Here is a 26,967-nt window from a genome sequence, read left to right as displayed (position 1 = left end):
TAAACCTTCCGTGTGCCAAGTCACCTTTAGTGGGAAGCTTACGCCAACCCCGCAACCCCCTCGCGCACCGACAGCCACTCCCGCAGAAATCGCTTCATTTTCGGCATCATTAGCGCGGCAATCGCGGTGGTTAGGGCAGCTCCGGGCGGGCCAGGGACCTTGCCGTGTCGATGGTTGCCTGTCCCAGCACGCGGGAGCCCTGGTACAGGACGATCGTCTGGCCCGGCGCCACGCCGCGCAGCGGCTCGACCAAGGTGACGTGGAGCTGCTGGCGCGAAACGCCGTCGTCCATCTCTTCGGTGACAAAGGCCCGTGCCGGGACGGGGTCGCCATGGGCGCGGACCTGGGCGTAACATTCGAACTCGGCGCCGGTGGCGACCTCGGCGATGGGCAGCCCGGCCCAGGAGACCTTGATGCCCTGGATGGAGTCGATGGCCAGCAGCGCGTGCGGGCCGACGATGACCTTGTTCTCCTTGGGGCGGATTTCAAGCACGAAGCGGGGCTTGCCGTCGGCGGCGGGCGTGCCGAGCTTCAGGCCGCGGCGCTGGCCCACGGTGAACTGGTTGGAGCCTGTGTGGCCGCCGACCTTGGCACCGGTTTCATCGACGATTTCACCGTCAGTCATGTCAATTTTCTCGGCCAGCCAGCCGGCGGTGTCGCCGTCGGGGATGAAGCAAATATCGTGGCTGTCGGGCTTCTTGGCCACGGACAGGCCGCGTGCCTCTGCCTCGGCGCGGACCTCGGCCTTGGATGGGGTGTCGGCGAGGGGGAACATCGAGTGCTTGAGCTGCTCGTGGGTCAGCACGCCGAGCACGTAGCTCTGGTCCTTGGCCCAGTCGGCGGCGCGGTGCAGCTCGGGGTTGCCGTCGGCGTCGGTGATGACCTTGGCGTAGTGGCCGGTGCAGACGGCGTCGAAGCCCAGGGCGATGGCCTTCTCCAGCAGCGCGGCGAACTTGATCCGCTCATTGCAGCGCATGCAGGGGTTGGGGGTGCGGCCGGCGGCGTATTCGTCGATGAAGTCCTGGACCACGTCCTCCTTGAACCGCTCGGAGAAGTCCCAGACGTAGTACGGAATGCCGAGCAGGTCGCAGGCGCGCCAGGCGTCGTTGGAGTCCTCCACCGTGCAGCAGCCGCGGCTGCCTGTGCGCAAGGTCCCGGGCATGCGGGAGAGCGCCAGGTGGACGCCGACGACGTCGTGCCCGGCATCCACTGCCCGTGCTGCGGCTACGGCGGAGTCAACCCCGCCGCTCATGGCGGCCAATACTCGCATTACATACCTCTCAATTGGTGCAAAAGAATTTCACTTCGCGTGGCCCGGAAGCCATCCGGCTCAGCGCGTGCTCGCTGTTTGGATCGATGAAACGTGGTCGGCCATGCCAGCTTTTTTGGCGCGCGCATGTGCGTCCGGGAGTGCCTTCACGAAGGCGTCAACGTCTTCCTGGTCCGATGTATGCCCGAGGCTGAAGCGTTGTGCGCCACGTGCTGTTTCCTCATCCAGGCCCATGGCGAGCAGAACGTGGGATGGCCGCGGGACCCCGGCGGTGCAGGCCGAGCCTGTGGAGGATTCAATGCCTGCCATGTCCAGCAGGAACAGCAGGGAATCACCCTCACAGCCAGGGAAGGTGAAGTGGGCGTTGCCGGGCAGTCTCTTGTCAGGGTGTTTCCCCGGATCCACGCCACGCAGGACCGCTTCAGGCACGGCTTCGCGGACGGCGGCGATGATTGAATCCCGCAGCCCGGCGATGCGCGCACTTTCGGCAGCCATGTTGCTCGTGACGTCCTGGGCTGCAGCGGCGAACGCGGCGATTCCTGCAGTGTCCAAGGTGCCGGAGCGGACAGAGCGTTCCTGGCCGCCGCCGTGCTGCACGGGGGTCAGTTTCACTGCACGGCCCAGCAGCAGCGCGCCAACACCCACGGCGCCGCCGATCTTGTGAGCGCTGATGGACATGGCGGCAAGACCGGAGTCCTTGAAGTTCACCGGCACCGAGCCAAACGCCTGAACGGCGTCGGAGTGCACCGGGATGCCGTAGTTGTCGGCGAGCGCCACGATCTCGGCGATGGGCTGGAGCGTGCCGACCTCATTGTTGGCCCACATGCAGGTGAGCAGCGCGATCGAGTCCGCTCCGCCGTCGGCCAGTTCCTTTTGCAGGGCGTCCAGGCTGACGGTGCCGTCTTCATCGACGGGCAGCCAGACGGCCTCGGCGCCCTCATGCTTTTCGAGCCACTCGACGGTGTCCTGCACGGCTGCATGCTCCACGGCGGAGACCAGGATGCGGGCGCGTTGGGGTTCGGCGTCACGGCGGGACCAGAACAGGCCCTTCACGGCGAGATTGTCCGCCTCGGTGCCGCCCGAGGTGAAAATGACCTCTGTAGGGTGGGCGCCGGCGGCTTTGGCGATTGTTTCCCGGGCCGCCTCCACCGTGGCACGGGCACGACGGCCCGATCCGTGGAGCGAGGACGGATTGCCGCTACGGGAAATAACGGAGGTGAGTGCGGCGAGGGCCGGGCCCGAAATAGGCGTGGTCGCCGCGTGATCTAAATACACGGGCACTTGGCAATTCTACGTCATGGAGACGGTCACGGCGCCGGGAAGTTGGCCAGCTCACCCTCCGAACCCAGATCAGTGGCCGGAACCTGCGCCGAGTCAGCGGGTCCCCTTCGAGACCGGCCATTACACCCCGCTGTCTCGGTGCGGACCCGCTACCTCGGCGGTCCTGGAGGTGGAGTCCCTACGTTTTCGGGACGAGGCGGGCGCAGCAGTGGGAGATTTCGGCGTCGGGCTCGAGGGTGTAGGCCGAATCGGCGCATCCCTCCAGCGCCCCGCTGAGCAGCGAGCCGTTGAGCGAACACACCACGCCCGGGTGGTCCTTCGATAGGCGGTGGAACGGGCAGTTGGCCATGATGGTTCCACCCTCCCCGTCCGGCTCGGGGCCGTAGCCGGCGTCCAGCAGCAGCTGGTGGATGGTCCCGGTCTCGGCGCCCATGAGCCGCCCCTCGTCAAAGGCAACCGTGGCGAGGGACTCCTGGATGCCGGCCCCGGTGTCGATGGAGCGCTGGACGGCTGAAGCCAACAGGGCGGCCGCAAGATCGTAGTGTCGCGGCGGGACGGATGCGCTGACCTCGCTCCTGGCCGCGGTATACAGCTTTGTTGGTCGTCCGGAGCCGGGGCCCGTCTTCTTCCCCACTTTGCGGAAATCAACGAGCAACAGCTGCTCGGCCACCAGCCGGTCAAGATGTGCACGGATGGTGCTCCGTGGCAGGCCGAGCTCCTGGGCACAATCGTCGCGGCTCAGCGGACGGCCGGAGTCGCGCACCAGCTCAAAGAGCCGCCTGCGCACGGGATCCCCCAGTGACGCCACGGCACGCAGGCGCGCACCGTCGTCGAACACGGGACTGCCCGCATGCTCCTTGGCTGGTTGCTCCGGAAAGGGTTGCTCAGTGGAGGGGTGCTGCGCCGGGTGGTTCATGACAGCGGCCTGGGGCTCTCTTGCCACCGCGCACTCCCTGTACGGGAGGCCCGGCGTGGCAGGTTATCGATTGTTTCGTTATTACTTGACGTCTTGAGTCTGCACTTCTAAAGTCAATAATACAAGCTTTAGAAAGGGTTGGATATGTCCATCTCCACTGCACCACTGCCGGACCTGCTCGCGTTCGAAGACCCGGAACCGCTGGTCGATGGGTCAGGCATCGATCTGCCCCGCGCCCAGGCAGCCATTGCCGAGTTCCTGCGGGCGCTTGGCCGCGACGAGAGCGACCCACACCTGATCGAGACTCCCCGCCGGGTGGCCGCCGCCTATGCCCAGATGCTCACCCCGCGCGTGACCTCGTGGACAACCTTTCCCAACGACGACGGCTATCAGGGCCTTGTGCTTGTCAAGGACATCCCCTTCAACTCCCTGTGCCAGCACCACCTGCTGCCGTTCAGGGGCGTGGCCCATGTGGGATACCTGCCGGGGGATCGCCTCTTCGGCCTGTCAAAGCTGGCCCGCGGCGTGGAGCTTTTCGCCCGTGACCTGCAGGTCCAGGAGCGCCTCACCCAGCAGGTGGCCGACTGGCTCGAGGACACGCTGGCCCCGCGCGGCGTTGGCGTTGTCATGGAGGCCGAGCACATGTGCATGTCCCTCCGCGGGGTGCAGACCTCCGGGACGATGACGCGGACATCGGTCTTCACCGGCTTGTTGTCCGACGACGGGCCTTTGCGCGGGCAGTTCCCTCACTAAGGCGTACCCTGCCCGTTAGGAAGCTTTTTCGCCGACAGAGCGTTTTCATACAAGAGACACCAAAATTTCCACTGGAAAGAGTTTCGATCATGGACGAGTCACCCAGCACACCCTCCCCCGCCAACGCAGGCATGGTGATCATCGGCGGCGGCCTCACCGCCGCGACGGCCGCCGAAACCCTACGCAAGGAAGGCTGGGGCGGCGCGGTCACGATCCTGGCCGAGGAAGACGAAATCCCGTACCAGCGCCCGCCGCTGTCCAAGGGATTCCTTGCGGGCAAGGAGGGCGAGGACGCACTGCTTCCGCTGCCAGCCAGCTGGTACCCCGAGAACAATGTCACGGTCCTGACGGGGACGGCCGCAACCGCCCTGAACCCGCAGGCCCACACCGTCACGCTCAGCGATGGCCGGACCCTCCCGTATGCCAAGGTGCTCATCGCAACAGGTGCCGCCCCGCGCCGGATCCCCTTTCCCGGCGTCGACCTTAAGGGCGTTTACACCTTCCGGACCAAGTCCGACAGCCTTGCCATGAAGGAGCTTTTCACAGGCGGCGGCAAGAACGTTGTCATGATCGGCTCCGGCTGGATCGGCATGGAAATCGCGGCCACGGCCACCGAGCTTGGCAACCATGTGGCGCTGATGGGTCTTGAGGACGTTCCGCTGTCGGCGGCGATTGGCGCCGAGCTGGGCACGGTGTTTGCCGACAGGCACAAGGAGGCCGGCGTTCGCTTTGAGCTGCCCGCCAGTGCCGCGGAAATCCAAGGCACCGACGGCGTGGCCACCTCGGTGCTGACAACCACGGGCGTGACGCTGCCGGCCGACATCGTGATTGTGGCAGTGGGTGTGGTCCCGAATATAGCGCTGGCACAGGCTGCCGGGCTCACGATCAACAACGGCATCGAGGTCACCGCATCCTTGCAAACCTCCGCGGCGGACGTGTTCGCGGCGGGCGACGTCGCCAACGCCATGCACCCTTTCACCGGCGCCTTCGCCCGCTCCGAACACTGGGCGAACGCCATTGCCAGCGGCAAGGTCGCGGCGAAGTCAATGCTCGGCCAGGAGGCAGTGCTCGATGACATCCCGTACTTCTACACCGACCAGTTCGACCTTGGCATGGAATATTCGGGCTTCGGCGCGCTGACAAGGGACGCCGAAACCGTGGTCCGTGGCAGCCTGGAAACGCGCGAATTCATCGCCTTCTGGGTCCTCGACGGGCGCGTGGTGGCCGGCATGAACGTCAATATTTGGGACGTGCAGGACGCCATCAAGGAGCTCATCTCATCGCGGCGGATTGTCGACATGGCGAGGCTGGCTGACCCGCAAACCCCGCTCGAGGCCCTTTGATGGTGGGTATGGACACATTCACAGATCCAGGCACTGCCACCGCCTTGGCCGCGCCGTTCTACACCCCGCCGCTGCTTCACGCCGTGCACCACTTCGGCCCGCGAACCCTTGACTTCAGCCGGCAGGTGGCGCTCATGGCGATCGTCAACCGCACCCCTGATTCCTTTTACGACGGCGGAGCCACCTTTGCCCTTGACGCCGCGGTTGCCGCGTCGCTTGGCGCGGTCCAGGCAGGCGCAGATTGGGTCGACATCGGCGGGGTGCCCTTCTCCCCGGGGCCCGCGATGAGTGCCCGGGAGGAAGGCGACAGGGTTGTCCCTGTCATCGCCGCCCTGTCTGCCGCCAGCGACGTGATCATCTCCGTTGACACCTTCTTGCCTGAGGTCGCGGCCCGCAGCATTGCCGCCGGCGCCCACGTCATCAACGACACCACGGGCCTGTCCAACCCCGAGATTGCCTCCGTGGTGGCGGAGTCGGGTGCGCACCTCGTCATCACGCACTCGTTGGCGGCGCCGCGGACCGTGTATCCGCGGCCGCACTACGACGACGTCGTCACCGAGGTTGCGGCGTTCCTGGCCCATCGGGTCGAGCTTGCCCTGTCCCTGGGGGTCCCGGCGGAGAAGATCATCATCGACCCCGGGCACGACCTGAACAAGAACACCCTGCACACCCTTGAAATCACGCGCCGCTTCAATGAGATCGCAGCCCTTGGCTTCCCCGCCCTGGCCGCAGTGTCCAACAAGGACTTCATTGGCGAGACGCTCGACCAGCCCAAGTACGAACGGCTTGAAGGGTCGCTGGCCACAGGGGTGATCTGCATCCTTGGCGGGGCCAGGATCCTGCGCATGCACAATGTGGCGTCGGCCAGTTCGGCGATCCGCATGACGGAGGCAGTGCTTGGCTGGCGCGCGCCGGCACACCTCATACACAACATGCGAGACATCAACGAGCCCGGCCGGCCCGGCCGGCCTAGTACGGCCGGCACGACATGATGGAGCGGCTCTTCCCCAACCCGGCGCTGCTCTCCGCAACGGCCCTTGAACAGGAGGTGCTGGCCCCGCCGCCCGAGAACAGCCGGACAGGCAGGCCGTGGGTTGGCTTCAACTTCATCTCAAGCATCGACGGTGCCGCCTCGATGGACGGGTTGTCGGGCCAGCTCGGCAATGCGTGGGACCTGCGCGTCTTTTCCCTGCTGCGCCAGAACGCCGACGTGATCCTCGTCGGAGCGCAAACCATCAGGGCCGAGGGCTACGGTGGCGAGTTGCTGAGCAAGGCGGCCCAGCAGTGGCGCCACGACCATTGGATGCAGCCCCACCCTCCCCTGGCCATTGTCTCGGGTTCGCTGAACCTTTACCCGGACCTTGAGGTGTTCAGGCAGGCACCCCACAGGCCGCTGATCCTGACCTTGGAATCGGCGCCGCAGGAGCGCCGGGACAAGCTGTCCAAGGTGGCCGAGCTGGTCATGGTGGGGGGCGAATCCCTCGAGCCGGAACTGGTCATTTCCGAACTTGCCCGGCGCGGATTGCCGAACATCCATTGCGAGGGCGGGCCGACACTGCTGGGCACGTTTGCCGCCGCCGGCCTCGTGGACGAATTGAATCTGACAATATCGCCGCTGCTCGTTGGCGGTTCGGCCGGGCGCATCGCCAACAGCCCGAACACGGGCGCGGACGCCAGCGCGCCGGATGCACCCGCAGGCATGAGTCTGGTCAGGATTCTAAAAGCCGATTCAATGCTGTTCCTGCGCTACGTACGCGGCACGGACTAGCCCGCCCGCGTCAGTTCGACGGCGGGGCCACCGACAATGTCGCCATCACCTGCGGCGTCGTTGAGGCGAGCAGCGCGTCGCTTGGACAGGCAAGGCTCACCAGCAATCCTGTGCCTGCCGTGCCGAGCATGCGTACCCACACCGTGCTGGCCATGACGTCCTTTGCAGCCTTGGTGTGGAAGCCAAGGAAGGAAATGGCGGGGCCGTTCTTTCCTGCCTCGGCCGTCCAAGGCAGCTTGGCCTCGATGAGGGATTCGTCCATGACCGATGGAATGAGGTACTTCATCATCGCCACGGTCGACGCCTTGTCGTCACCGGCAGTGATGAGCGGGCCCTGGTTGGTGGTTGTCCAGTAGGCGGCAAGGCACCCCGCAGCGTTTGTGTACTGCGTCCGGCCGGCCACGGTGTTCGTTACGATCTTCCACTCCGGCGGCACCGGCGTTTCCGAGTAGTCCTGCGGCGACTGGCCAAGATTGTCGCTGAATTTCACGGCAATGCCGGGCGAAAGGGTGTTGCCTGCGGCAAAGGTCATGGGGGCTGCGGCGACTGCCGCCGCGTCGTGTCCGGCCTGGACGCTCGGCGGCGCGTACGTTCGCGCAGGCGTCGACTCCGACACTGTCGGAGCGGCCGTCGATGGCACAGTGATGCTGCATCCGGCCAAGCCTGCAACGGCCATGAGTGCCACAGCGGCAATGCGGGTACGGGCTGCGGCCCTCATGATTGCGCCACGTCGTTCATTCACGGGATCCACTGTAGCCCCCGGGCCACGCGAGAGCCGGGCCATGGGGCTACACCCACAGCTGCAGGGCGCCAGGGTCGACCTTCACCGTCGCCGGCAGCGCCCCCATCCGCTCCCCATCAGCGTAGGCAACCACCCCGGGCGAGTCGATGACAACCTCCTGGACCCGCTCAATACCCACCACAGGATGGGTTGTGTGCCTGCCCGAGAACACGAGCGGGTAAATGCGCAGGAACGTCAGCCGCGACACGGGTGAGACGACAAACAAATCCAGCAGCCCGTCGTCGTACTTGGCATCGGGGGTGATCTTCATGCCACCGCCGATGGAGGTGCCGTTCGAGATGGAAATCAGGGTGGCCGGCAGGGCGCGGGGCACCCCGTCGACAGTTAGCGTGTAGCGCAGCGGCTTCAGGAACAGGAGTTCGCGCAGGATCGCCAGGTTGTAGCGCAGGGTGCCGCGCGGGTGGTGCCAGCCGTTAGCGCGCTCGTTGACAAGCGCATCGAAGCCGGCCGAGAGGGCGCACATGAACCAGACGGGCGGCTGCCCTGTCCGCTCGATCCGGCCCAGGTCCACAGTGCGCGGCGTGCCCTTGCAGGCGCCCAGGAAACGTTCGACGGCGGCAGCCGGGTCCCGCGGGTCAAGGCCAAGTCCGCGGGCGGCGTCGTTGCCGGTGCCTGCAGGAATGATGCCGAGCGGAACGTCAGTGCCTGCCAGGGCGTTGACGCCTAGGTGGACCATGCCGTCACCACCGACCACAACCAGGGCTTGGGCACCTGCCGTAAGTTCGGCGTCGACCGCGTGCCTCAGGGACTGGTAGTCGCGGCGACGCAGAAGCGTGACGTTGTGTCCGGCGTCGCGCAGGCGCCCGACGACCATGTCCCCTGTTTGCCCGGGCGAATTCCGGCGGTTCCCGCCAAAGGCGGCGCGCGGGTTGATGGCCACGGCAATGGTGAGGGCTGCGTTGGCGCCCGCAGAGGCGTCAGGGAATGTGTTCATGGCAGCTGCCAGTATGACAGCGCGCGGACCCTTCGCGGAATTTAGGCACAATTTTAATGGCCAGTTCGGGCGGTTAGAATGAACTCTTGCACAGCCGGGCTAGCGAAAGGTCCCTCGTGGGCGAGAAGCACCTCACGCATTACCAAGTCCTGGGACTTGCACGTTCCGCCTCCGAGCGAGACATCAAGATCGCGTACCGCAAAGCTGCCCGGATCGCCCACCCGGACAGGGGCGGGGACCCGGCACTTTTCCGCCAGATCACCGAGGCCTATGAGGTCCTGGTTGATCCCGCGCGCCGCCAGTCCTACGACAAGTCCTACGGGTCAGCAGCCCCTGCAGGTTCCGGCGCACGCACGGCGTCCGGCGCCGGTTCCTACGGCTCGTCAGGGTCTTCCGGCGGCCGGGCGGGATTCGCCGCCAACGGCGGCTTCAGCACCCGCCGCGCTCCCGGGTCATCCGGGGAACGCGACAAGGCCGGCGATCCCGCCGTCTACGTCCCCGCCTACGAATCCCTGGCTGACGGTGAAACGCCGCTGATGCCCCGTTCCACCGCGGCCCAGCCCGTCCACGGCGCCCCGCGCAAGCGTGGAGTGTTTGGCGCATCCTCCCGCCTTGCCCGTGAGGCCCGCACCGCGCAGCTGATCATGGCGCAGGTGCTGCCGGGCATTCCCGCCGCGCGGCTTGTCAACGGGCTCACCGCCCCCTTCAACAACGGCTACATCGACCATGTGCTGGTTTCCGGGTACCGGATCGCCATCATTGGTTCCATGCTGGTGCCCGACGGCGCCTACCGTTGGGACGGCAGCGCGCTGGCCCACGGCAGCAGGGTTGCAGCCCCGCCGCAGCTGATCCCTGCCGCCCGCCAGTTCCAGGATCTCTTCCCGGAATGCAATGTGACTGCCTGGGTGTGCGTGCACAGCAGCACGGGAAACCTCTTTGAACCCGTCATCGACTACGCTCGCGGCACCGAGCCCGACGGCTCCAACACAGTCAACATGGCCAACGCCGCGCGCTTTGTCCGCGAGGTCAAGCACTTTTTGGCCTCCGGACCATCCCCCAACGTTGTCGACCTGCACGTCCTGGACCGGCTCCTTGGCGGCATGTACTAGCTGTAGGATAAAACAGTGTTTCGCATCCTATTCATGACCCCCGAGATCCCCGGCAACACCGGCAACGCCATTCGCTTGGCCGCCATCACCGGCGCCGAACTGCACCTGGTTGAACCCCTGGGGTTTGACTTCTCCGACGCCAAGTTGCGCCGGGCAGGGCTGGATTACCACGATCTCGCCGTGGTCACCGTCCACAAGACCCTCGACGATGCGTGGAAGGTGCTGGCCCCCGAACGGGTCTTCGCGTTCACCTCCGACGGTGAAATCAACTACACGGACATCGCCTACAAGCCAGGCGACGTGCTGATGTTTGGCCGGGAATCCGATGGACTGCCCGAGGACGTCAAGCACGATCCCCACATCACGTCCCGCGTGCGACTGCCCATGCTCCCGGCATTGCGGTCGTTGAACCTGGCCAATGCGGCATCCATCGCCGTCTTTGAAGCCTGGCGCCAAAACGGCTTTGCCGGGGCACAACTCACGGCATAAGGCTTCTGGGTCATGCCCGGACTGCCTGGCCCACACTTTTCATCAACTGGAGGTATGCATGTCCGCTCGCGATCCTGGCCTGGCGTTCACCGATGGGGCGCTGCAATTTGAGGCATGGTCGGATAAACTCTGGGATCCGATGGGTCGTGACGTCGTTGCGGCTGCCGTGCTGCAGCCGGGCGAGAAGGTCCTTGACGCGTGCTGCGGAACGGGCGCAGCCACCATTCCGGCCGCCCTTGCCGTGGGACCCGGCGGAACCGTCGACGGCGTCGATCTTTCCACCGGCCTGCTGCGCATTGCCGCTGCAAACCTGTCGGAGCGTGGCATTCTGAACACGACGCTGACCGAAGCTGATGTCACGCAGTGGCGCGGCCACCGCACCTTTGACGCCGTCCTGTGTTCCTACAGCATGTTTTTCTTCTCGGACATGGAATCAGGCGTTGAACACCTGGCCTCCATGCTGCGCCCCGGCGGGCGCCTTGTCACGAGCACCTGGATCGAGGGCGCCCTTGAACCCTTCGCCGAGCGCATCCTTCAGGCCTCCGTCAAGGAACGTCCCCGCCTGGCCGGGGTGGTTCCGCTGGCAAACCAGAACATGGCCCGCGTGGCCACCCCCGAATCACTGGCCACCTGGCTGGGGGAGCGCGGACTTGAGGACGCCTCGGTCACCACTCATCCACTGACCCTCACCGTCGATGACGCCATGGCCTGGAACCTTGTCATGGGCAGCGGCTGGCGCACCTTGCTCCCCCGCGACCCCGAGGCCATCGCCAGGGTCCGCCGCGACTTCATCCAGTCAGTGGGCCCGCGCATTGAAATGAACTCCGACGCCATGATCGCCACGGCGTCGGTCCCCCGCTGACCGGTTGGCCGGGCTTTTGAAAAATGCCGGGGTTTGACGGAAATGCCGGGGTTTGAACCATGGCATTTCCGTCAAACTATGGCATTTTTCGCAAGCCCACGGGCGGCGCTGCACTGGACCAGCTTTGCCGAAGACCCGCCTGGCGCAATATGGACGTGAATTTGTCGCTGTCCATCAGTTCCTTCCAATCCCACCTGGCAAATCCAACGTCAAAGGCCCTGATCTGGTCCTCGCGCGACTTTTCTGCCATGATCCGCCCCTGCAGTGAAAGCCCGCCGCCCCATCCGGCCCTGAGGTATTTCCCTTTCCCGTCGAACTCGCCGACGGCCCTCTGCTCCTTGAACCAGAAATCGACAAAGGCGTTCCTTCCGTCCCTGAGCTCAAACCTCTGCTGCAGGACGGGCTCCGGGAATCCCAGCTGAAACATTTTGGCGCGGCTGATTGATTCCCCCGCCGAGCCGGACAGCCCGGAGGCAAAATCGATCACCTTGTGGATTCGGGTCCGGGACGCCTTGCTGGGCAGAAGATTGGCGGCTGCCTGCAGTTCCTCAACAGTGAGTGGAAGACCCTGCGGGCTATCGGTCTCCCACGCGGGCCACTGTTGGAAGGGATCTGAATCGGGAACCGTGAACAGGTTCACCTTCCCGGCACCACGGGGTACCCGCAGACTCGAATCGCAGACGGCAACGGCATAGGGAAACGCCAAGCTGCCGATGAGCTGCAAGGTTGTGGTGAGCTTGTCAGTGACAAGAAACCGCCCACAGCGTTGCACTCCCTCTGACAGGGATCCTATATGCCGGGTTACGCCGCCGGAACTGCGCCCGCTGGTCCGCACCTCGGTAATGGCGTGCAGCTTTTGGGGTGTGCCAACAATCCACAGCCCCCACAGAAGTGCAGCTGTGGCATGGCAAAAAACCGGCTCCCGTCCAGCCTGCCGAACAAAGGCTGCGGCTTTCAAACCGTACCGCTCCTTGCCCGAAAGCCCGTTCCAATCGGCAGATTCGACATAGATGCCTCGGGACACACGAACGAGCTCACCCTGACGCTGAAGCGTGGCCAACTTGCGGCGGTCCTCCCCGAGGCGATCGTACTCCGCTGATCTGATGAGCTTTGGCATGTTCATGCCTTCCAGCGTTCCATCACTTCCGGAGGTAAAACAGGGGCAGTCGGGCGCCTGTGGATAACTCCGTTTGCCGGGCCATCATCGCATCAATGAAAAATGCCGCCGTTTGACGGAAATGCCATAGTTCAAACCCTGGCATTTCCGTCAAACGGCGGCGTATTCCGCAGCGGAGGCGCGGTGCTTAGGCGCGGCGGCGCTTGATTTCCTCCACGGCCTGCGGCAGGACCTTGAACAGGTCCCCGACAATGCCGAAGTCGGCAATCTCAAAGATGGGCGACTCGGAGTCCTTGTTCACCGCAACGATAAGCTTGGATGTCTGCATTCCGGCCTTCTGCTGGATGGCGCCTGAGATGCCCACCGAGATGTACAGCTGCGGGGCAACCTTCTTGCCCGTCTGGCCAACCTGCGAGGCGTGTGAAATCCAGCCGGCGTCGGTCGCGGCACGTGATGCGCCAACCGCGGCGCCCAGGACGTCGGCCAGTTCCTCAATCGGGGTGAAGTCGCCGTCAACGCCGCGCCCACCGGCCACAACGATGCGAGCGTCCTCAAGTTCGGGACGGCCCGAGGCGGCGCGCGGGGTGCGTGAGAGAACGCGTGCAGCAAGGCTCGACGGCGCGAATGCAACAGTCACTGCCTCGACGGAGGGAGCCGTAGCCGAAGCAGCCGGGGACGCCTCCACGCTGTGCGCCTTGACGCTGATCACGGCGACGGTGGAGGTGGCCCTGGCCTCTACGGTGTAGGACCCCGCGAGGACCGACTTGTGCGCAACCAGGGCGCCGCCGTCGTGCGTCACGGAGACGGCATCGGTGATGACGCCGGCGTTCAGGGCGACACCCACACGGGCCGCAATTTCCTTGCCGGCGGCGCCGTTGTCAACCAGCACTGCGCTGGCGGAAACGGCGGCCGCGGCCTGGGCGAGGAGGTCGGCCTTGGGCGCAACGAGGAACTGGCCAAGCTCGGCCTGCTCCGAGTGCAGCACCCGGGCAACGCCGTAGGCGCCAAGGTCCGTGAGCACCTCGGCGCCGACGGGACCGGCAACAACGGCAACGGGTTCACCGGCACCCCGGGCCAGGGTCAGCAGCTGGTGCGTCGTGGCTGACAGTTTGCCGGGGGTGTCGAGCTGATCGATGTAGATAACAATTGCAGTCATGAATGGTTCCTCAGATCAGTTTCGCTGCGGCCAGGAAGTCAACGAGCTGGATGCCGGCATCGCCCGAGTCGGTGATGATGGTGCCGGCGGTGCGGGCGGGGCGCTCGGCCGCCGCGGTGACCTGCGTCAGCGAACCGGCATGTCCGACGTCGGACGGGGCCAAGCCCAGATCGGCCAGGGATACTGTTGTCACCTTCTTCTTCTTCGCGGCAATGATGCCCTTGAAGTTCGGGTAGCGAGGATCGTTGGCCTGATCCGTCACCGATACGAGTGCTGGCAGGGTGGCCTGGATTTCCTCGGAGAAGTCGTCGCCGTCGCGGCGGGCCATGACTGTGTTGCCGTCAACCTCAAGCGCCGAGGCGAAGGTGACCTGCGCCAGGCCCAGTCGGGCCGCCAGCTGGGCCGGCACGATGGATGTTTCGCCGTCAGTGGAGGCCATGCCGGTGATGACAAGGTCCACCGGGCCAAGGGTCTTGATGGCGGCGGCCAGCGCCAGGGAGGTGGCTGAGGCATCGGAGCCTGCCAGCGCATCGTCCGTGACATGCAGGCCCTGTGTGGCACCGATCTGCAGTGACTTTTTCACCGCGGCCGCGGCGGATGCAGGGCCAAGCGTCAACGCCGTGACAGTGTTTCCTGCCTTGGCGCCACCACGGGCGTCCGTCAGCGCCAGTGCTGCTTCCAGTGCGTATTCATCAAGTTCGGAAAGGATGCTCTCGTTCCGATCGAGCGTGTGAGCATCACCTGTGAGGTGTCGGTCAAATTGTGCATCTGGCACATACTTCACCAGTACGACAATATTCAGTGCTGAGTTTTCCACTGCTGTCCTTTGTGTCATGGGCGGATGGTTGAACGGCGCCTTCCCCGTGCCGGGGCGGGTGCCGCGGGTTCGCCCTTGGCCTACCTCAACAGCTTAGTTCGTGGCGGGCCTGTGCCGGAATTTTCCGCGTCAATTCTTTACTCCCAGCGAACAGTGCGGCGTTGTACGCGCAGCGGGCCGAAACGCGGACAGCAAAAAGCCCCCTCCGGCGGCCGTGAAAAAACGGTGCCGGAGGGGGCCTTTTGGTGCGCAGAGGCTCCTACTTCATGGTGTCAAGTGCGACGTCAACCGACTGTGCCTTGCCGCCGCGGGTGAAGTCGACCTTCACCGAGGCGGCTCCAGGCTGCTCACGAACCGCCGCGGTGAGCGAGGCCGGATCGGTGATGGCCCGATCGCCCAGCTTCGTGATGACATCACCCTTTTGCAATCCGGCCTTCGCAGCTGCACTGCCAGGTGTCACCGACTGGATGATGGCACCGATGGAGAATGTGCTGTCGGATGAGGAAGTGGCGGTCGCACTGACCGATACGCCCAGCTGGCCGTGTGTGGCTGTTCCCGTCTTGATGATCTGCTCCGCGACCTGCTTTGCGTGGTCAATCGGGATGGAGAAGCCAACACCAATGTTTCCGCTCTGACTTTTGGAATTTGACGAGCTGCCGGTGGAGGCGATGGCGACGTTGACGCCAATGACCTGGCCGTTGGAGTTCACCAAGGCGCCTCCCGAGTTGCCCGGGTTGATGGCGGCATCGGTCTGGATGACGTTCAGGTTCACTGTGCCCTGTGCGGCTGCGGGGCTCTGACCGCCGCCCGGAGGGGAGAACTGGAATCCGTTTCCGCCTTTGCCCTGGTCAGGTGAGGTGTCGTTGGGGGTCGACGGCACGGCGGAGGAGGCCACCTGGATGGTCCTGTTCAGCGTTGAGACGATGCCGTCGGTGACTGTTCCGTTCAGGCCAAGCGGGGAACCAATGGCAATGACGGTGTCACCGACATTGAGGCTGTTCGAATCCCCCAACGTCGCAGGTACCAGGCCGGGGGCGTTGATCTTGACAATGGCAAGGTCGGAGAGCGGGTCGGTTCCAACGATCGTTGCGGGGTAGACCTTGTTGTCGCTTGTCTGAACCTCGATGGTCGCGTGGGCCGCCTCGCCGTCGAGCGTCACTACGTGCGTGTTGGTCAAAATATGGCCCTCGGTGTCAAGGATAATTCCGGAGCCGGTGCCGCCGGAGCTGCCGCTCGTGGCCGAAATCGTGACCACCGACGGCATGGCCTTCGCTGCGGCCGCCGTCACGGCGTTGACGGAGTTGGTGTTGTTGACAATGAGCGGGGCGCTTTGCGAGCTGGTGCTGGTCGGGGAGTTGTTGCCCGTCTGGTCTGCGATCAGGAGAGAACCTCCGGCCACCAGGCCGCCGACTAGGGCAGCGGCCACAACGCTCCCGGCAAACAGACCCATGCCCACCTTCCGGCGTTGCTTGGGGCTGGCCGTGACGGCCGGGGCGAGGGTGTGTGGGTAGGCGTCCGACGCCGGGTACCCGGGTCCTGCGTGCCCCGTCGGGGTGTGCTGTGCACCTGTGTGCGACTGGGCTGGGTACGGCTGAGTCTGGCCATGCTGCTGGGCAAAGTTGCCCGGGATGGGTTCCGTCGGGTTGGGTGTGCTGGCGGCAGCGCGTGCAGAGGGCGCGTGGAGGGGTTCGGTCGGGTTCGCCGAAGCGGCCGGGTTCAGCGGCGGGGTCGGGGTGGCGTAGGAATGCGCGCCATACGTCGGTGCTGCCGGGGCGCCCTGGGCCGGCGCGCCATAGGGTGCCGAACCTTCGGCCGGCGCGCCATAGGGTGCCGAACCTTCGGCCGGCGCGTCATAGGGGGCCGGGGGCGTGCTTTGCTGTGCCCGCCACGGCTGGGGTGCCTGCGGCTGCTGGACTGCTTCCGCCGGGGTTATTGCCTGCACCTGGCGTGTCTCGGGAGCCGCGGTTGAAGGGGCTGCCTCGTTCGGTTGAACTGCGTCGTCGGAACGGGGCGCCGCCGCGGCCTCACCGTTCTGGGGAGCCTGCTGTTCTTCGTTGGGGGTGTTCTGATCACTGGTGTTCTCTGACATCAGCTTTCCCTTCCTTCAAATCTCTTGTGATGAATCCTTGATTGATTTTCATCTTGTCGGCCGTGGCTGGTGCCTTGACGAACGTTGGCTGGAAGGCAGCTGTGAAGGTTCGACACGACCCATTATCCATCAGCATCTGGCGTCCCCGGTTATTCGCTGGGCGGAAAATTCGGCACCCGATTCAAACACCGCCATAGTATCGTTTGGAGTATTAAGGCCGGATTCTCCAGTGATCCCCCAGTCAAAGGTGAGCCATGTTTGCACGGTTGAAGGTTTTTCCCCCGGTTCTTGCAGTGCTGGGCCTCATGCTTGTGATGCTGGGTCCCGCCGGAATTGCCCAGGCAGAAGCACCGGTGACAATTCCAGCTGGCACCTACATTGTTGACAATGCAAACGCCCTGGGCAGCAGGCAGGGCGACGTCCAGAAGGCGATCAACACCTTGGGCCAGGACCACGGCTTGACGTTCTATGTTGTCTACGTCGACTCCTTTGACGGCATGACAGGCGAGGCCTGGGGAACGCAGGTTAAGGACAACAAGCAGCTCGGCGCCAACGACGCCATCCTGGTGGTGGCAACCCAGGACAGGAAGTACGCCCTCCTGGCAGACACCTCGGTGATCCCCTTAGCCAAGAATCAGAGCATTCAGACAGGCGCGATCAAGCCGCAGCTTGCCGCAGGCAACTGGGCGCAGGCGGCCATTGATGCGGCGGCAGCCTTGGGCAACGCCGCCGGCGGAGGCCCCGGCAAGGTGCCCGACCCGACCGGCGGGTTCGTGGCGCTGGGAATCGGCGGCGTCGTCGTCGTTGGCGGTGCGGGCACAGCACTGTACATCCGCAGCAAGCGCAAGAAGGGTGCAGCCGAGGCCACGGCCAAGGGCTTCGGCCCCGACGGCAAGGCGTTGGATCCCCATGCGGGCATGACCATCGCGGAGCTGCGGGCCAAGGCCGGTTCCCTTTTGATTGCGGCAGACGACGCGATCAAGACCAGCGAGCATGAGATTGGTTTTGCCCAGGCGTCGTACGGGGATGAGGCAGTCAAGCAGTTCCAGGCCGCATTGGATAGTGCCAAAACACACCTGTCCGAGTCTTTCAAGCTCCAGCAGCAGTTGGATGATGAAATTCCTGACACCATCCAGGAGCAACGGACCTGGCTCGGTGACATCATCAAGAACTGCGAGGATGCCAACGCGGCGCTCGATGCCGAAAAGGCCGCCTTTGACGAGTTGCGTGAGCTTGAGCGGACGGCACCGGCGGTGCTGGCAACAATCCGCACGCAGGCATCCGCAGCCCGGACTTCGGTGGCTGGCGCGGAACAGCAGCTGGCGGCGTTGACTTCGCAGTACGCCGAGTCGGCCCTTGCACCTGTGCGCGACAATGTTGCCGAGGCCAAGGAGCGCCTTGACTTCATCGACACGGCTGCCGCCGATGCAGACGCGAAGCTTGCGGAGTCCGACACTGCCGCTGCGGCCGTTTCGGTCAAGGCCGCAGAGGAAAGCCTGGTGCAGTGCACCGTGCTGCTGGATGCGATTGCCAAGACTGAAAATGCCATTCACGACGCCGCAACAACCTTGGTGAGCGCACTTCCGGCAGCGCTGGCCGACCTTGAGCAGGCAAAGCCCATGGTGGCCTCCGCCCAGTTCGCCCGCTATGCCCCCACCGTCCAGTCCGCCGAAGCCGTGCTCAACGACGTCCGGAGGAACGCGGCTGCCGGCACGCCCGATCCGCTGGCCCAGCTCACCGCCGTGCAGCAGGCACACAGCCAGCTCGATGAACTGTTGACTGGCATCCGCGACCAGCAGCAGCAGGCCCTGCGCTCACAGGCCGCACTGCAGCAGGCCTTCGCCAGCGCGCAGGCCACGATCGCCACGGCCAAGGACTTCATTGCGGCCCGCAGGGGCGGCGTGGGGTCCGCGGCCCGCACCCGCTTATCGGAGGCCGAGCGCAACTTCGATTATGCGGTCACGATCGCCGATGCAGATCCAAGCAATGCCCTGACTTACGCACAGCAGTCGCAACAGCTGGCCCAGCAGGCCATCCAGTACGCCCAAGATGACGTGGATGGATTTGGTGGCGGCGGTGGTTACGGTGGCGGTGGCCGCGGATCCATGGGCGGCGGAATGGGCGGCGCCATCCTCGGCGGCATCATTGGCGGCCTGCTCTCCGGCGGAGGGCGTGGCGGCGGTTTTGGTGGCGGCGGCTTCGGCGGCGGCGGCTTCGGCGGCGGCGGCGATTTTGGTGGCGGCGGAGGTGGCGGCGGCTTCGGCGGAGGCGGCGGCAACTTCTAGCCATTGCGTTGCCGGCCGCGGCGCAACGCGGCGCCCGGGGAGGTTCCCGGCGTCGTACCTTCACGGCAGGCGTGGCGGCATTGCACCGGCAGGGCACCTGGAGAAGAATTGAAGGCAGTCCCCGGCACCCAGGTCACGAGGGCCGCCGTCGCAGCATATATTGAGATTTCGTTTGATTCAACCAGCACATATAAGGGGAAAAGAATGGCAAAGCAGTCAATTTTCGGCCGTATCGCACAGTTGGCCAAGGCCAACATCAATGGGCTGTTGGACTCTGCGGAGGATCCGCAGAAAATGCTTGACCAAATGGTGCGCGACTACAAGGCGAACATTATCGAGGCCGAATCGGCCGTTGCCCAGACCATTGGCAACCTGCGCATGCTGGAGGATGACTACAACGAGGACGTCAAGGCTGCCTCGGATTGGGGCAACAAGGCCCTTGCAGCCAGCCGGAAGGCCGACGAGTTCAGGGCCGCCGGCAATGCCGCCGATGCGCAGAAGTTCGACAACCTGGCCAAGGTTGCCCTGCAGCGCCAGATCACCTCCGAGAACGAGGCCCGCACCGCGCAGCCGACCATCGCCGCCCAGACCGATGTGGTGGACAAGCTCAAGACCGGCCTGCAGCAGATGAACGGCAAACTGACCGAGCTGGCGAACAAGCGCAATGAGCTGGTCGCCCGCGCCAAGACGGCCGAGGCGCAGACCCAGGTCAACGACGCGCTCAAGAGCATCGACATTATGGACCCCACGAGCGAGGTCAGCCGCTTCGAGCAGAAAATCCGCCGCGAAGAGGCCAAGGTCCGCGGACAGAACGAACTTGCCGCATCAAGCCTTGACGCGCAGTTCAACTCGCTTGAGGACCTGGGCGAGCAGACGGAGGTCGAGGCACGTCTTGCAGCGCTGAAGGCCGGCTCAACGCCCGCGCCGGCAGCCATTACGGCCGCCGACACGGTGGATGAATCCGAGTTCGACAGCCTGTAACAGGAGGCCTTGGCGGGTGTCCGGCACAGGACATCCACTCTGGAGATGCAATGCACAAGGGGTGGTTTCGGATTCCGAAACCACCCCTTGTGCATGCCCTGCCGGCGTCATGGGGTTACATCTGGGTGAAGGCCGCGAGCGCGGGATCCGCCCCGATGCGTTCGCCTGTCTCGAGGGCGCAGACTGCTGCCAGTTCCTCCGCCGTCAGCGTGATGGCCGCGGCGGCAAGGTTTTCGCGGATGCGCGCAGGCGTCACCGACTTGGGGATGACGATGTTCCCCAGTCCGAGGTGCCAGGCAATCACGATCTGGGCAGGGGTGGCACCGTACTTGGCGGCCAGCCCGGTCACGACGTCGCCGGAGAGGTCCTTGCCCTGGCCCAACGGGCTGTAGGCCTGCACAGCGATGCCGTGGCTGCGGCTCTTCTGCGCCAGCGACGACTGCTGGAACGTGGGGTGCACCTCGATCTGGTTGACCGCTGGAACAACCGTGGAGTTCGCCAGCAGCTCCTCGAGGTGCTCAGGCAGGAAGTTGGAGACACCGATGGCCCGGATCTGGCCCTGCGCATACATGGTTTCAAGTTCACGCCACGCCTGTGTGTACAGTCCCTGCGACGGCACCGGCCAGTGGATCAGGTAGAGGTCGATCGAGTCGACCCCGAGGGCCTTGCGACTGGCCTCGAACGCGGCGCGCGGGCTGCCCTGCTCGCCGTTGCGCAACTTGGTGGTCAGGAAGATTTCATCGCGCGGTATGCCGGATTCGGCAATGGCGGCACCGACGCCTGCCTCGTTGCGGTAGGCGGCCGCCGTGTCGATGTGGCGGTAGCCGGCGGCCAGTGCCTCGCTCACGGCAATGCGGGTTTCTTCCGGCGGGATCTGGAAAACACCGAATCCCAGCTGCGGGATCGTGACGCCGTTGTTCAGGGTCAGGTTGGGAACGGCCCCTGCTGGTCCTGCATTCGTTGATGCGCTCATGTCCAACTCATTCCTTTCAGGCTTCCGCAACGGAAGGCGGCTGTGTCCAGCCTATGTGCATCGCGGCTTTGTGAACGCATGGTGACGTTCGGCTCGGGCTGCCTCCCGTGGTGCCGCCCGGCTCATCTCCCGGCCGGGGGCTATTGCGCTCTACCCCCACAGGGGCAGAATGGGGACAGGGCCGGCCCTGAACCCATGATGCGGCCCTTTTCCGTTTCAAACCCTGCGTTTCCAAGCTCTCGAAGGAAGCAATTGACAATGAACCACACACATCTTGGCCGCAGCGGGCTGAAAGTTTCCCGCCTGTGCCTTGGCACCATGAACTTCGGCCCGCGCACGCAGGAGGCCGATGCCCACCGCATCCTGGACGAGGCCCGCGAGGCAGGCATCAACTTCATTGACACGGCCAACGCCTACGGTGGTGAGGAACGCCGCGGGTGGACCGAGGAGATCATCGGACGATGGTTTGCCAAGGGTGGCGGCCGCCGCGAGGACACTGTGCTTGCCTCCAAGGTCTACGGCACCATGGCGCCCACGCCCAACTATTCGGGGCTCTCTGCCCTGAACATCCGCCGCGCACTGGATGCGAGCCTGCACCGCCTGAGGACCGACCACCTTGACCTTTACCAGTTCCACCACGTCGACAGAGGCACCCCCTGGGACGAGATCTGGCAGGCAGTGGACGTCGCGGTCCAACAGGGCAAGATCATCTACTCGGGCAGCTCAAACTTTGCCGGCTGGCACATTTCCGCGGCGCAGGAGGCCGCCGCCCGGCGCCCCGTCACGGGCCTTGTCAGCGAGCAGTCACTCTACAACTTGTTCGAGCGCAGCATTGAACGCGAGGTCATCCCGGCCGCGCAGCACTACGGTGTGGGGATCCTCCCCTGGTCTCCCCTGCATGGCGGACTGCTGGGAGGCGTCCTGGCGAAGAACCACGACGGCGTCCGCAGCGTGGAGGGCCGCGCCGCCCAAGCGCTGGAAAAGTCCAGGGACGCCATCGCCGCCTTTGAGACGTTCGCTGCCGACCGCGGCGAGACGCCGGCCGAAATTGCCCTGGCTTGGCTGCTGCACCAGCCGGCGGTGACTGCCCCGATCGTGGGGCCGCGGACCTCCGAACAACTCACCGCCGCCTTGAAGGCACTTGACGTTACCCTTGACGCAGTCGCCCTGGCCCGGCTCGACGAGATCTTCCCCGGACCCAAAACCGCACCTGAGGACTACGCCTGGTGAGCGGCGTCAACGGCGGCCTGCTGGGCGATAAATCGCACTTGGCTATTTTCGAGAATGCAACGATCAAGCGCCTTGTCCCTGCCGTCGGGGCGGGACTTTCGCAAAAAGCCGATTTGCGACGAAATTGTTACTTAAATTTCGCATTTGAGGACGTAGACTGCGGATATGGCTCTCATTCGCGTATCAGAGGCGGCACTGTTCCTTGGAGTCAGCGGCGACACCGTGCGGCGCTGGCTGGAGAACGGAACCCTGCACGGCAGCAAGGACGCCCAGGGACGGATGGTGATCGACGGCGTCGAGCTTGCCGCGATCGCCAAGAAGCAGTCCCAGCTGCCCCAGGACCCCACGGGTGTTGGCAGTTCGGCCCGGAACCGGTTTGTGGGACTCGTGACCAACGTTGTCCTGGACAAGGTCATGGCCCAGGTGGAGCTGCAGTGCGGCCCCTTCCGGGTGGTCTCGCTCATGAGCAGCGAGGCCGTGCGGGACCTCGGGCTGGAGCCGGGTTCGGTTGCCACCGCCGTTGTGAAGTCAACCAATGTCATCATTGAAGTGCCTGCCACCGGGAGGCAATCATGAGACTGTTCACCACAGCGAGCCGTGGACGACGCCGTCATCCCGTTCTGGGGGTCGTCCCTGTCGTGGCCGCCGCACTGATGGTGGGCCTGGCCGGGTGCGCCCCGTCGGACACGGCGCCGGGGGCGAACACGTCGGCGGATTCCACCAGCGCAACAGCACTGTCAGGAACGCTTAACATCTACGCTGCGGCGTCACTTAAGCAAACCTTCAGCGAACTCGCCACCCAGTTCGAGGCCGCGAACCCCCGTATCAAGGTCTCACTGAACTTTGACGGCTCCTCCACCCTCGTCACCCAGATCACCCAGGGTGCCCCTGCCGATGTGTTCGCCTCCGCCGACACCGTCACCATGGACAAGCTCACCTCGGCCGGACTGGCCAAGGGAACCCCCCGTGGCTTTGCCAGCAACGTGCTGACCCTCGTGGTCCCGCCGGGCAACCCGGCCAACATCAAGAGCTTTGCCGATGCTGCGAAGCCGGGCGTGAAACTTGTTGTCTGCGCACCCCAGGTGCCGTGCGGGGCTGCCAGCGCGGCGGATGCGAAAAGTGCAGGGCTCACGCTCAAGCCCGTCAGCGAGGAACTCTCGGTGACAAGTGTCCTGGGCAAGGTCACCTCGGGCGAGGCCGACGCCGGACTTGTCTACGTCACTGACGCCACGACGGCAGGAAGCAAGGTCACCACGATTCCCCTCGACCTGGCCAACGCGAGCGTCAACCACTACCCGATTGTCGCCGTTGGATCATCAAAGGTGCCCGAGCTGGCCCAGGCGTTCATCACCTTGGTGACAAGTGCCAGCGGGCAAAAGGTGCTCGCCGATGCCGGCTTTGGCGCCCCGTAGCCACCCGTCGGGTGCCGCCCCGGCCCCTTCCGCCAAGGCTGCGGCCAGGAGGAAGGGGCCGTGGCGGTACACCGGCGTGCCCGCGTGGATCTATCTTGTGGCCGCGCTCGGGGCACTCTTTATCCTGCTTCCTTTGGCCGGCATGGTGGCACAGGTCAATTGGGGCCAGTTTCCGGCACTGATCACTTCCGAATCGTCCGTGGAGGCCTTGGCGCTGAGCCTGCGGACGGCCGTGGCCAGCACCACGCTGTGCATCATTTTTGGTGTGCCACTGGCCCTGCTTCTGGCGCGGGCGCAGTTTCCGGGCCAGCGCATCCTGCGCGCACTGATCCTTCTCCCTCTGGTTGTTCCACCCGTGGTGGGCGGGCTGGCACTGCTGTACACCTTTGGACGGGAGGGCCTGATCGGACGGTATCTGAATGTAGCCGGGATCGACATTGCCTTTTCCACCACCGCCGTGGTCATGGCGCAGACATTTGTGGCCCTGCCCTTCCTTGTCCTCAGCCTCGAGGGTTCCCTGCGCACGGCCGGGCAAAAATACGAGTCGGTCGCCGCCACTCTGGGCGCCCGTCCGTCCACCGTGCTGCGACGCATCACGCTCCCACTGGTCCTTCCCGGCCTGATTTCTGGCGCGGTGTTGTCCTTTGCCCGCTGCCTGGGCGAATTTGGCGCAACCCTGACCTTTGCCGGCAGCCTCCAGGGCGTCACCCGCACACTGCCCCTGGAAATCTACCTGCAGCGCGAGACCGACCCCGACGCCGCAGTGGCGTTGTCGTTCCTGCTCATTGCCGTGGCCGTCGTGGTGGTTGCGCTGACGTACCGGGCACCCAAGTCGCCGCTGCGGAGCCTAGCATCGCTGCCCGGCCGGAGGAACCGCAATGACCCTTGACCTGCGCGCCGTGCTGGCCGCCCGCAACGTGGATGTCGCCCTGGAGGTTGGCCCCGCGGAAACTGTCGCCGTCCTGGGACCCAATGGCGCGGGAAAGTCCTCCATTGTCCAAATGCTGGCAGGGCTGTTGAAACCGGATTCCGGCCACGCAACCCTCGATGGGAGGAGCCTGTTCAAGCTCTCCCCCGGCACCGCATGGCAGCCCCCGCACGGGCGCGGCATGGGTGTCCTGGCCCAGGAACCCCTGCTGTTCCCGCACCTGACCGTGCTCGAGAACGTCGCCTTCGGCCCGCGCAGCCGGGGAGCGTCAAAGGCTGAAAGCCGCGACAGCGCGCGCCACTGGCTCGCCGAGGTCGATGCCACCGCCCTGGCGCGTCGGCTTCCCGCCCAGCTCTCAGGGGGCCAGGCCCAGCGGGTTGCCCTCGCCCGGGCCCTCGCCACGGATCCGGACCTGTTGCTCCTTGACGAACCCATGGCCGCCCTTGACGTGAACACCGCACCGTTCCTGCGCAGCCTGCTCAAGCGGGTGCTTGCGGGCCGCCGCGCGATCATCGTCACGCACGACGTCCTCGACGCACTGATGCTCGCGGACCGGATCATCGTCATGGAGGGCGGGCGCATCGTCGAATCCGGGCCCTCCGCCACGGTTCTGGCCCACCCGCGCAGCGCCTTCGCCGCGTCGCTTGCGGGGCTGAACGTCCTTCCCGGCATCCTTGAGGGCTCCAGCCTTATAACGTCCGACGGCGTGCAGGTCGCCGGCCGCCCCGCCGGCACCCTGGCTGCAACCGGCCCTTGCGCCGAAACACCCCGAACATCAGGTGGGCTTGAAGGCTTGGCCGCCTTCCCGCCGTCGTCGGTGTCAGTGTTCATGGCACCGCCCTTGGGCAGCCCGCGGAACTGCTTTCCCGTCGGCATCACGGCACTTGAACCGCAGGGCGGGCACATTAGGGTCAGGGCGGGGAGCCTGGCCGCAGACGTGTCCCCCGCGGCTGTCGCCGAGCTGGGCCTGTTGCCGGGCTCCGAGGTGTTTTTTGTCGTCAAGGCTGCCGAAGTGGTTCTGTACCCGGCCTGAATCGCGGTGGATGTTGTCGGGGCTGTTTGACACTTTAGGCCTGGGAAACGAAAAACCCCCGACCATCTGGCCGAGGGTTTTCCTCATCTGTTGCGGGGACAGGATTTGAACCTGTGACCTCCGGGTTATGAGCCCGGCGAGCTACCGAACTGCTCCACCCCGCGTTGCGTCCTCAACAGTACATGGGTTTTCCCGGAACACCAACTCGAGGGGATCTGCGGGCATGAAGCTCCGGAAATCGAGCCTTCCGAAGGGAATATTTCCGGCCAGGTGTTGCTTGAGGGCAGGGAGGCACCACTTTCCCCACACTGCATCAGGAGACACCCCTTGAACTTGTTTTCCCCCGTCACCTTTGGCGATCTGCGCCTGCCCAACAGGCTCGTCATGGCCCCGCTCACACGTTCGCGCTCCGGCGTCGACGGCGTCCCCGGTGACATGGTGGTCGAATATTACCGCCAACGAGCCTCCATGGGGCTGCTGACAAGTGAGGGCGTCTACCCGAGCTTTGCCGGCCAGGGCTTTGTCCGCCAGCCCGGCCTGGTCACCGATGCCCAGATCGCTGGCTGGCGCCGGGTGACCGACGCCGTGCATGCCGACGGCGGACGGATCATCGCCCAGATCATGCACGCGGGCCGGGTCACGCATTCAGGGACCACCGGTGGCCGCGAGGTGGTCGGCCCCAGCGCCGTCGCGGTGGATGGATACACCCATAGCTACACCGGCAAGCTGCCCTACCCCGTGCCGCACGCACTGGAAACAGCCGAACTGCCGGGCATCGTTGAGGAATTCGTCCAGGCATCCCGCAACGCCATCGAGGCCGGATTCGACGGCGTCGAGCTCCACGGCGCCAACGGCTACCTTCTGCATGAATTCCTGGCACCCTCGGCTAACCAGCGCACCGACGCCTATGGAGACAGCCCGGAGAACCGTGCCCGCTTTGTCATTGAGACTGTCGCTGCCGTGGCGTCGGCCGTCGGTGCCGGCCGCACGTGGCTGCGCATCTCGCCCGAGCACAACGTTCAGGGCGCCTTGGAGAGCGACCCCGTCCAGACCCTGGCCACCTATTCTGCGCTGGTTGACGGGATCGCCCCGCTGGGATTGGCAGGGCTCAGCATTTTGCACAAGGATCCGTCCGGCACCCTGGTCCAGGAGCTTCGCACGCGGTTTGGTGGTTCGGTGCTCCTGAATACGGGCTTTGGCACCATCACAACGCTGCAGGATGCACTCGCCGTCGCAGGCAATGGCTGGGCCGACGCCGTCGTGGTTGGCCGTCCGGCCCTGGCCAACCCGGACCTGGTCCGCCGCTGGGAAGAGGGCCTGCCGCTGAATGAGCCGAACCCGTCAACGTTCTACAGCGCAGGTGTTGAGGGCTACACGGACTACCCGTTCTGGGCCAACTAGAGGCAGGCTCCCAGTCCG

At 65.1% G+C, this 26,967-nt stretch carries 25 protein-coding genes and 1 tRNA gene; 15 read left to right on the top strand and 11 right to left on the bottom strand.

The genetic code is table 11. The features are described from left to right. Positions 1-130: 130 nt before the first annotated feature. The 3 genes from mnmA to AAGW05_RS00420 form a co-directional block, all read right to left on the bottom strand. Positions 131-1,270, bottom strand: coding sequence for a tRNA 2-thiouridine(34) synthase MnmA (mnmA, locus tag AAGW05_RS00430; RefSeq protein WP_411802489.1), 1,140 nt, complete (start codon positions 1,268-1,270; stop codon positions 131-133). Between the two features lie 60 nt (positions 1,271-1,330). After that, positions 1,331-2,551 carry a cysteine desulfurase family protein gene (locus AAGW05_RS00425; protein WP_411802488.1) on the bottom strand — a complete coding sequence of 407 codons (1,221 nt, stop codon included), beginning with the start codon at positions 2,549-2,551 and terminating at the stop codon, positions 1,331-1,333. A 178-nt stretch (positions 2,552-2,729) separates the two neighbouring features. Next, the gene (locus AAGW05_RS00420; RefSeq protein WP_411802487.1) at positions 2,730-3,494 is read right to left on the bottom strand and encodes a helix-turn-helix transcriptional regulator; all 765 of its coding nucleotides are present in this window, start codon (positions 3,492-3,494) and stop codon (positions 2,730-2,732) included. A gap of 117 nt (positions 3,495-3,611) precedes the next feature. Here AAGW05_RS00420 and folE point away from each other — a divergent pair, with 117 nt between their 5' ends. From folE to AAGW05_RS00400, 4 genes are all read left to right on the top strand, one after another. Then, positions 3,612-4,220: a GTP cyclohydrolase I gene (gene folE, locus AAGW05_RS00415; RefSeq protein ID WP_411802485.1), complete on the top strand. Its 609-nt coding sequence runs from the start codon at positions 3,612-3,614 to the stop codon at positions 4,218-4,220. Between the two features lie 89 nt (positions 4,221-4,309). Beyond that, positions 4,310-5,563 carry an NAD(P)/FAD-dependent oxidoreductase gene (locus tag AAGW05_RS00410; RefSeq protein ID WP_411802483.1) on the top strand — a complete coding sequence of 418 codons (1,254 nt, stop codon included), beginning with the start codon at positions 4,310-4,312 and terminating at the stop codon, positions 5,561-5,563. An 8-nt stretch (positions 5,564-5,571) separates the two neighbouring features. Then, on the top strand, positions 5,572-6,555 hold the full coding sequence (gene folP / locus AAGW05_RS00405; RefSeq protein WP_411802482.1) for a dihydropteroate synthase: 984 nt from the start codon (positions 5,572-5,574) through the stop codon (positions 6,553-6,555). Continuing rightward, positions 6,552-7,331: a pyrimidine reductase family protein gene (locus AAGW05_RS00400; RefSeq protein WP_411802481.1), complete on the top strand. Its 780-nt coding sequence runs from the start codon at positions 6,552-6,554 to the stop codon at positions 7,329-7,331. Before folP ends, AAGW05_RS00400 begins: the two co-directional genes overlap by 4 nt. Before the next feature lie 10 nt (positions 7,332-7,341). Here the strand turns inward: AAGW05_RS00400 and AAGW05_RS00395 are convergent, their stop codons facing one another. Together AAGW05_RS00395 and AAGW05_RS00390 are read right to left on the bottom strand one after the other, a co-directional pair. Next, positions 7,342-8,073, bottom strand: coding sequence for a hypothetical protein (locus tag AAGW05_RS00395; RefSeq protein WP_411802480.1), 732 nt, complete (start codon positions 8,071-8,073; stop codon positions 7,342-7,344). A 46-nt stretch (positions 8,074-8,119) separates the two neighbouring features. Beyond that, positions 8,120-9,067, bottom strand: a complete 948-nt coding sequence (locus AAGW05_RS00390; protein ID WP_411802479.1) for a diacylglycerol/lipid kinase family protein — start codon at positions 9,065-9,067, stop codon at positions 8,120-8,122. An 86-nt stretch (positions 9,068-9,153) separates the two neighbouring features. Between AAGW05_RS00390 and AAGW05_RS00385 the strand changes: the two genes are divergently transcribed. Genes AAGW05_RS00385 through AAGW05_RS00375 form a run of 3 tightly spaced genes read left to right on the top strand, consistent with a single transcriptional unit; the run spans position 9,154 to position 11,527 of the window. Further along, positions 9,154-10,176 (top strand): J domain-containing protein, encoded by a 1,023-nt coding sequence (locus AAGW05_RS00385; RefSeq protein ID WP_411802478.1) that lies wholly within the window; start codon positions 9,154-9,156, stop codon positions 10,174-10,176. A 15-nt stretch (positions 10,177-10,191) separates the two neighbouring features. Then, positions 10,192-10,665 carry a tRNA (cytidine(34)-2'-O)-methyltransferase gene (locus tag AAGW05_RS00380; RefSeq protein WP_411802477.1) on the top strand — a complete coding sequence of 158 codons (474 nt, stop codon included), beginning with the start codon at positions 10,192-10,194 and terminating at the stop codon, positions 10,663-10,665. A gap of 58 nt (positions 10,666-10,723) precedes the next feature. After that, positions 10,724-11,527 carry a class I SAM-dependent methyltransferase gene (locus AAGW05_RS00375; protein WP_411802476.1) on the top strand — a complete coding sequence of 268 codons (804 nt, stop codon included), beginning with the start codon at positions 10,724-10,726 and terminating at the stop codon, positions 11,525-11,527. Positions 11,528-11,603: 76 nt separating this feature from the next. Here AAGW05_RS00375 and AAGW05_RS00370 read toward each other — a convergent pair whose 3' ends face one another. The 4 genes from AAGW05_RS00370 to AAGW05_RS00355 all read right to left on the bottom strand — a co-directional run bounded on the left by AAGW05_RS00370 (position 11,604) and on the right by AAGW05_RS00355 (position 16,706). Next, positions 11,604-12,644 carry a hypothetical protein gene (locus tag AAGW05_RS00370; RefSeq protein WP_411802475.1) on the bottom strand — a complete coding sequence of 347 codons (1,041 nt, stop codon included), beginning with the start codon at positions 12,642-12,644 and terminating at the stop codon, positions 11,604-11,606. A 187-nt stretch (positions 12,645-12,831) separates the two neighbouring features. Then, positions 12,832-13,800, bottom strand: a complete 969-nt coding sequence (locus AAGW05_RS00365; RefSeq protein ID WP_411802474.1) for an electron transfer flavoprotein subunit alpha/FixB family protein — start codon at positions 13,798-13,800, stop codon at positions 12,832-12,834. A 10-nt stretch (positions 13,801-13,810) separates the two neighbouring features. Next, positions 13,811-14,602: an electron transfer flavoprotein subunit beta/FixA family protein gene (locus AAGW05_RS00360; RefSeq protein WP_411802840.1), complete on the bottom strand. Its 792-nt coding sequence runs from the start codon at positions 14,600-14,602 to the stop codon at positions 13,811-13,813. A gap of 274 nt (positions 14,603-14,876) precedes the next feature. Then, a complete protein-coding gene (locus AAGW05_RS00355; RefSeq protein ID WP_411802473.1) occupies positions 14,877-16,706 on the bottom strand; it encodes a trypsin-like peptidase domain-containing protein in 1,830 nt (609 codons plus the stop codon). Between the two features lie 254 nt (positions 16,707-16,960). On the opposite strand from AAGW05_RS00355, the gene AAGW05_RS00350 reads away from it, so the two are divergent. Continuing rightward, on the top strand, positions 16,961-18,991 hold the full coding sequence (locus AAGW05_RS00350; protein WP_411802472.1) for a TPM domain-containing protein: 2,031 nt from the start codon (positions 16,961-16,963) through the stop codon (positions 18,989-18,991). Between the two features lie 204 nt (positions 18,992-19,195). Next, a complete protein-coding gene (locus tag AAGW05_RS00345) occupies positions 19,196-19,972 on the top strand; it encodes a PspA/IM30 family protein (RefSeq protein WP_411802471.1) in 777 nt (258 codons plus the stop codon). 115 nt (positions 19,973-20,087) lie between these two features. Here AAGW05_RS00345 and AAGW05_RS00340 read toward each other — a convergent pair whose 3' ends face one another. Further along, on the bottom strand, positions 20,088-20,945 hold the full coding sequence (locus AAGW05_RS00340) for an aldo/keto reductase (RefSeq protein WP_411802470.1): 858 nt from the start codon (positions 20,943-20,945) through the stop codon (positions 20,088-20,090). Positions 20,946-21,203: 258 nt separating this feature from the next. On the opposite strand from AAGW05_RS00340, the gene AAGW05_RS00335 reads away from it, so the two are divergent. From AAGW05_RS00335 to AAGW05_RS00315, 5 genes are all read left to right on the top strand, one after another. Beyond that, positions 21,204-22,175: an aldo/keto reductase gene (locus tag AAGW05_RS00335; protein ID WP_411802469.1), complete on the top strand. Its 972-nt coding sequence runs from the start codon at positions 21,204-21,206 to the stop codon at positions 22,173-22,175. A 165-nt stretch (positions 22,176-22,340) separates the two neighbouring features. After that, on the top strand, positions 22,341-22,751 hold the full coding sequence (locus AAGW05_RS00330; RefSeq protein ID WP_411802468.1) for a TOBE domain-containing protein: 411 nt from the start codon (positions 22,341-22,343) through the stop codon (positions 22,749-22,751). After that, complete coding sequence (modA, locus tag AAGW05_RS00325) at positions 22,748-23,587, top strand: molybdate ABC transporter substrate-binding protein (protein WP_411802467.1); 840 nt, start codon at positions 22,748-22,750, stop codon at positions 23,585-23,587. Before AAGW05_RS00330 ends, modA begins: the two co-directional genes overlap by 4 nt. Continuing rightward, positions 23,565-24,476, top strand: a complete 912-nt coding sequence (locus tag AAGW05_RS00320; protein ID WP_411802466.1) for an ABC transporter permease — start codon at positions 23,565-23,567, stop codon at positions 24,474-24,476. The genes modA and AAGW05_RS00320 overlap by 23 nt, the downstream gene beginning before the upstream one ends. Continuing rightward, the gene (locus AAGW05_RS00315) at positions 24,466-25,548 is read left to right on the top strand and encodes a sulfate/molybdate ABC transporter ATP-binding protein (protein ID WP_411802465.1); all 1,083 of its coding nucleotides are present in this window, start codon (positions 24,466-24,468) and stop codon (positions 25,546-25,548) included. The genes AAGW05_RS00320 and AAGW05_RS00315 overlap by 11 nt, the downstream gene beginning before the upstream one ends. Before the next feature lie 90 nt (positions 25,549-25,638). Here the strand turns inward: AAGW05_RS00315 and AAGW05_RS00310 are convergent. Next, positions 25,639-25,712 (bottom strand) — tRNA-Met (locus tag AAGW05_RS00310). A 163-nt stretch (positions 25,713-25,875) separates the two neighbouring features. Between AAGW05_RS00310 and AAGW05_RS00305 the strand changes: the two genes are divergently transcribed. Further along, entirely contained in the window at positions 25,876-26,949 is a 1,074-nt protein-coding gene (locus AAGW05_RS00305; RefSeq protein WP_411802464.1) for an alkene reductase, read from the top strand. The last annotated feature ends 18 nt before the right edge of the window (positions 26,950-26,967 follow it).

The organism is Arthrobacter sp. LAPM80 (assembly GCF_046736435.1).
GTDB lineage: Bacteria > Actinomycetota > Actinomycetes > Actinomycetales > Micrococcaceae > Specibacter.
The sequence above is the reverse complement of the archived record's forward strand: the minus strand, read 5'-3'. Positions and strand labels throughout refer to the sequence as shown.

What these genes read in the sequence shown, in the direction of transcription:
- mnmA (WP_411802489.1), bottom strand. Translation starts at nt 1,270, where the DNA reads ATGCGAGTATTGGCCGCCATGAGCGGCGGGGTTGACTCCGCCGTAGCC.
- folE (WP_411802485.1), top strand. Translation starts at nt 3,612, where the DNA reads ATGTCCATCTCCACTGCACCACTGCCGGACCTGCTCGCGTTCGAAGAC.
- AAGW05_RS00410 (WP_411802483.1), top strand. Translation starts at nt 4,310, where the DNA reads ATGGACGAGTCACCCAGCACACCCTCCCCCGCCAACGCAGGCATGGTG.
- folP (WP_411802482.1), top strand. Translation starts at nt 5,572, where the DNA reads ATGGACACATTCACAGATCCAGGCACTGCCACCGCCTTGGCCGCGCCG.
- AAGW05_RS00400 (WP_411802481.1), top strand. Translation starts at nt 6,552, where the DNA reads ATGATGGAGCGGCTCTTCCCCAACCCGGCGCTGCTCTCCGCAACGGCC.
- AAGW05_RS00390 (WP_411802479.1), bottom strand. Translation starts at nt 9,067, where the DNA reads ATGAACACATTCCCTGACGCCTCTGCGGGCGCCAACGCAGCCCTCACC.
- AAGW05_RS00375 (WP_411802476.1), top strand. Translation starts at nt 10,724, where the DNA reads ATGTCCGCTCGCGATCCTGGCCTGGCGTTCACCGATGGGGCGCTGCAA.
- AAGW05_RS00370 (WP_411802475.1), bottom strand. Translation starts at nt 12,644, where the DNA reads ATGCCAAAGCTCATCAGATCAGCGGAGTACGATCGCCTCGGGGAGGAC.
- AAGW05_RS00365 (WP_411802474.1), bottom strand. Translation starts at nt 13,800, where the DNA reads ATGACTGCAATTGTTATCTACATCGATCAGCTCGACACCCCCGGCAAA.
- AAGW05_RS00355 (WP_411802473.1), bottom strand. Translation starts at nt 16,706, where the DNA reads ATGTCAGAGAACACCAGTGATCAGAACACCCCCAACGAAGAACAGCAG.
- AAGW05_RS00350 (WP_411802472.1), top strand. Translation starts at nt 16,961, where the DNA reads ATGTTTGCACGGTTGAAGGTTTTTCCCCCGGTTCTTGCAGTGCTGGGC.
- AAGW05_RS00345 (WP_411802471.1), top strand. Translation starts at nt 19,196, where the DNA reads ATGGCAAAGCAGTCAATTTTCGGCCGTATCGCACAGTTGGCCAAGGCC.
- AAGW05_RS00340 (WP_411802470.1), bottom strand. Translation starts at nt 20,945, where the DNA reads ATGAGCGCATCAACGAATGCAGGACCAGCAGGGGCCGTTCCCAACCTG.
- AAGW05_RS00335 (WP_411802469.1), top strand. Translation starts at nt 21,204, where the DNA reads ATGAACCACACACATCTTGGCCGCAGCGGGCTGAAAGTTTCCCGCCTG.
- AAGW05_RS00330 (WP_411802468.1), top strand. Translation starts at nt 22,341, where the DNA reads ATGGCTCTCATTCGCGTATCAGAGGCGGCACTGTTCCTTGGAGTCAGC.
- modA (WP_411802467.1), top strand. Translation starts at nt 22,748, where the DNA reads ATGAGACTGTTCACCACAGCGAGCCGTGGACGACGCCGTCATCCCGTT.
- AAGW05_RS00320 (WP_411802466.1), top strand. Translation starts at nt 23,565, where the DNA reads ATGCCGGCTTTGGCGCCCCGTAGCCACCCGTCGGGTGCCGCCCCGGCC.
- AAGW05_RS00315 (WP_411802465.1), top strand. Translation starts at nt 24,466, where the DNA reads ATGACCCTTGACCTGCGCGCCGTGCTGGCCGCCCGCAACGTGGATGTC.